The organism is Mycobacterium sp., from assembly GCF_036488105.1.
Taxonomy (GTDB): Bacteria; Actinomycetota; Actinomycetes; order Mycobacteriales; family Mycobacteriaceae; genus Mycobacterium.
On record NZ_DASXHW010000224.1, the window covers coordinates 1 to 3,076 of the forward strand.

Below are 3,076 nucleotides of genomic sequence, written 5' to 3' on the forward strand. Positions count from 1 at the left end.
TTACGACGACGAGGGTGTTGCCGCCCAGAGTTGGGACTTGGTGCGCGACGGGATCTTCGTCGGATATCAACTGGACCGGGTGTTCGCTCGGCGGCTGGGCGAAGCCCGGTCCAACGGCTGCGCCTACGCGGACTCGCCACACCACATCCCTATCCAGCGGATGGCCAACGTGTCACTGCAACCCGGCCCCGAAGGCTTCAGCACTCCCGACTTGATCTCCCGGGTCGACGACGGCATCTACATCGTCGGCGACCGGTCGTGGTCAATTGACATGCAGCGCTACAACTTCCAGTTCACCGGGCAGCGGTTCTATCGCATCCGGCACGGGCGCCTGGACGGCCAGCTGCGCGATGTCGCCTATCAGGCCACCACGACCGACTTCTGGAATTCGATGGAAGCGGTCGGTGGCCTGTCGACCTGGCAACTGGGCGGAGCGTTCAACTGCGGCAAGGCCCAGCCCGGCCAGGTGGCTGCCGTCAGCCACGGCTGCCCATCGGCGCTGTTTCGAGGGGTCAACGTGCTCAACACCCGCGCCGAGGCCGGCCGGTGATCGGCGCGCAGCAGGTCGTCGACATGGCGCTGGACGCTGCCGCGCGGCTCGGCGGCGCCGACGAGACCATCGTGCTGGTCGGCGACCGCGTCGCGACCGCACTGCGGTGGGCGAACAATTCGATGACCACCAACGGTGTATCGACGGCTCGCAACACCACGGTCATTTCGATTGTCCGACAAGGCGATACCGCACGAGTCGGCACGCTGACCTCGGCCGAAGTCGACCCGGCGGCGATCGAGGAGTTGGTCGCCGCGTCGCAGGCGGCCGCGGCGTCGGCGCCCGAGGCCCGCGACGCCGCGCCGCTGTTGAGCGGCAACACCGCGCCGTCCGACTGGGACGCGCCGATTCCGGGGACCGGGCCCGAGGTGTTCGCGGACATCACCGGTCCGCTGGCTCGCGGATTCCGGGGCACCGACCAGCTGTACGGTTTCGCGCAACACGCGCTGGAGACGAAGTTTCTGGCGATGTCGAGCGGACTGCGGCGTCGTTACACCCAACCGGACGGTTCGGTGGAGATCAACGCCAAACGCAGCGGCGCCAGCGCCTGGGTGGGCGTCGGAAGCCCCGACTTTGCCGGTGTGTCAACGGATTCGCTGCTCGAGCAGCTGTCGATGCGATTGGATTGGGCCAAGCGCCGCGTCGAGTTGCCCGCCGGGCGCTACGAGACGATCCTGCCGCCCTCGGCGGTCGCCGACATGATGATCTACCTGGCGTGGTCGATGAGCGGCCGCGGCGCGCAAGAGGGCCGCACTGCGTTCAGTGCTCCCGACGGCGGAACCCGGGTGGGGGAGAAGCTGACCGATCTGCCGCTGACGCTGTACTCCGATCCCGCGGCGTCCGGGCTGGGTTGCACACCGTTCGTCGCGACGTCGAGCTCGTCGGAGACGTTGTCGATTTTCGATAACGGGATGAACATCGGCCGGGCGGACTGGATCCGCGACGGGGTGATCAACGCGCTGGCCTACCCGCGGGCCGCGGCCGACGAGTTCGACGCCCCAGTCGCCGTCGCCGCCGAGAACATCTTGATGAGCGGCGACAGCACCGAACTCGCCGACATGATCGCGGCGACCGAGCGTGGGTTGTTGTTGACCACGTTGTGGTACATGCGCGAGGTCGATCCCACGACGCTGCTGCTGACCGGGTTGACCCGCGACGGTGTCTACCTCGTCGAAGACGGTGAAGTGACCGCGGCGGTCAACAACTTCCGCTTCAACGAGAGCCCGTTGGATCTGTTGCGACGGGCCAGCCAGGCCGGGGTCAGTGAGCCGACGTTGCCGCGGGAATGGGGCGACTGGGTCACTCGCGCGGCGATGCCGTCGCTGCGGATTCCGGACTTTCACATGTCATCGGTGAGCCAGGCGACCTGAGCCCGGGTGGCGATGGCCGGGCGACTCGTTCGCTTCCTGCCCGCCAGACGCGAATTCGGCGTAGCGTGACGTGGGTCACATAACCGGTCGAATAGCGTCGGCCATCAGGGGGGCCTGGTGTCAACTACTTGCGTGTATCGCGCCGTGAGCGTCGTCGTCGCCTTGGCGTTGGCGTCTTATTGGAGTTCGGTCGTCGAAGCGAATGCCGACATCGGCGCTGGTGCGGATTTCCTCGACGGTTCGACCCACGCAATCGTGATGGGGCCCACCTTCATCCCGGACCCGACTACCTTCCCGGGGTATGTGCCTGGCGTCGTGACGGAATACCTTCAACCACTTGGCTTTTCCGATAGCGGTACCGTGACGGCACTAATAACCCCCGAGTCACCGAACTTCGGGCCGTCCATCGCCGCGGGCGTGGGCACTCTGGTCCACGCCGTCGAAGCCGACTACAACGCGGGCGAATTCTCGGCAGCCGACCCGCTCACGGTCTTCGGCTTCAGCCAGTCGGCCGTCGTCGCATCGCTGGCGGAGCAGGAGCTCGCCGCCTACGGAATCCCTTTACAGGACTTACGTTTCGTCATGCTCGGCGATGCAGCCGCCGACCCACCTTCGGGACCTACCGGCCTTCTCGACACCTGGGGAGCCACCCCGTTCGGGCAGGCGGTTGACCATTTCCTCGGCTGGTCGAATCTGGACGACGTCACAACGCCGAATAACTTGTATCCCACCGACGTATTTACCGTCGTCAACGACTTCTTCGCCGACACTGCCACGCCGGCTGATTTCGCGTCCGACCCGCTTGGAGCCTTCTGGCAGGATTTTGTGGGGTTTTTCGAGCACGGGGTCTACCTGGGAGGCCTGCCCGAATCCGAGATACTGGCCGCGATCGACAGCGGCGGTGTGGTAGACGGCGCGACGAACTACTTCACTCTGGCAGACCCCGTAAATCTCTTCGAGTCGCTTTGGGACGTCACGCTGGGAAGCTTCGGCATCACCGTCCCCTGATTCGAGGCGGATTCCCGACTTTCGCATGTCATCGGGCAGCCAAGCGACATAATCGCGGTGTGGTGTTGCACTATGACCTGACTCGACTAGTGGCGTTGTCGCCCGGCGACGGTCGGTTGACCGCGCTGGTGCGGAGCGTGTGCGCGCA

General features: G+C 65.7%; 3 protein-coding genes. All 3 read left to right on the top strand.

Annotated elements, in window-relative coordinates; genetic code table 11:
- The coding region (locus VGH54_RS11975; RefSeq protein ID WP_331512212.1) for a TldD/PmbA family protein at positions 1 to 550 on the top strand (550 nt) is incomplete at its 5' end.
- Positions 547 to 1,920 carry a metallopeptidase TldD-related protein gene (locus tag VGH54_RS11980; protein WP_331512213.1) on the top strand — a complete coding sequence of 458 codons (1,374 nt, stop codon included), beginning with the start codon at positions 547 to 549 and terminating at the stop codon, positions 1,918 to 1,920. The genes VGH54_RS11975 and VGH54_RS11980, both read left to right, overlap by 4 nt.
- A gap of 144 nt (positions 1,921 to 2,064) precedes the next feature.
- Positions 2,065 to 2,928, top strand: coding sequence for a PE-PPE domain-containing protein (locus VGH54_RS11985; protein WP_331512214.1), 864 nt, complete (start codon positions 2,065 to 2,067; stop codon positions 2,926 to 2,928).
- The last annotated feature ends 148 nt before the right edge of the window (positions 2,929 to 3,076 follow it).